General features: G+C 49.1%; 1 protein-coding gene and 1 pseudogene. Both read right to left on the bottom strand.

Annotated elements, in window-relative coordinates; translation table 11 throughout:
• Nucleotides 1-340, bottom strand: a pseudogene (locus AC1DUA_RS37830) (helix-turn-helix domain-containing protein); the annotation flags it as partial.
• Nucleotides 341-440: 100 nt separating this feature from the next.
• A partial coding sequence (locus AC1DUA_RS37825; RefSeq protein ID WP_477504600.1) for a hypothetical protein occupies nt 441-1357 on the bottom strand: 917 nt, incomplete at its 5' end.

The raw sequence follows: 1357 nt of genomic DNA, 5'->3' as shown, positions 1-1357 counted from the left end.
GAACATCTCTGACACCAACATCGAATGTTTGCACTTGGGACATCGATCTGAGCAAATTTTGGACAAGTGTAAATTGGGACGGGGTGATGCCAGTTTCCAGTGCCTCTGTCACAAAGATGCTCTCAGAAAGTCGTTCGATCTGCAAATCCAGCGCACCTAGCACCTGCTCGATCCGTAGACGCGTCTGCTCAAGCACCAACACGTTACCGTCGTTGACCTTTTGTTGAATCGTACTAGACGTTTTCACATAAAAGAACAGACCCAGCAGGATGATAGGCAGCGTGCTTACCCCTATCGAGAACACAATCATCTTTGTAAGGTACCGGTTGATTCTGAACATAATCCGCCCCCTCAGCCTTGTTCTCTTGTTGCACGCCATAATTATACTACACCGGACCGCCTTATAGGACGAGCCGGTGCATCATAATTTCGGGGAGACGTTACACAGCTAGGCCATCTCTGCCTTTTTTGCCTACGTCGAGTTGGTCTTTGAGCATCTCTTCATCAATGGCTCCAGTAAAATAGCTGCTGGCGCTTATCAGATAACCAAAACCCATACGGACAGCATGCGCGTAATGGCTTGTCGGTTCCGCCTCGAAAGCTTCATCGATCTCCTCTTGCGATGGTTTCTCACCTTTGCGAAGCTCCTCGCACAATCGCAAGATCGCATCTTCGCTATTGTAAAAGTTCGTGTCAACAATAAATCGCTGAGTTTTGGATGCAAGTGGTGTGACAACCGCCTCGGCGTAGCGGTCCAGGTGGATAACCTGCTCCTGATGCTTGGCATGCAGCTTACTCAACCATCCGTCCCGATCTTCCGTTTGAGGAATGAACGTTTGAAGTCTCAACAGTGACTGCTGCCAGATAGAGCGGTATACATCGGTAACTCCGTTGACATCGACGGCTGCTGCTGCTGACAAGCTCTCTAATTGCTTCTCGAAATGAGCGGTCCTGTAAGGGAACGGCGTATTCCCGTTGCCGTCGTACAATTTGCGGAAAATAAACGCGTCATGATAAATGCTGCAATCTGTAGGGAATTCACGTGACTCTGGCTCTGCTTCACGAAAAACAACCTTCATCTGCCGGTCGGCTGCACGATGGCACAGCCAACCGAGTACAAACGCTAGTTTGTATCCGAGTCGGTCATTTTCATTGCGGGTATGCCAGATCGAGCGGTATTTATCCAGCAGGTTGACCGTAAATTTATCTCCTGACCGCGTTACACTGCCGAACTGGATAAATCGGATATGATCCCTGCCAGCCTCTTTGAAGGCGTTGCAAATGCGTTCCGATGCAAGCATTAGATTAAAGCAATCTTCCACTACTGCGGTGTGGGTTACATTCTCCGACATATCTC

It is taken from the genome of Paenibacillus sp. 01T422 (assembly GCF_056398785.1).
The sequence above is the reverse complement of the archived record's forward strand: the minus strand, read 5'-3'. Positions and strand labels throughout refer to the sequence as shown.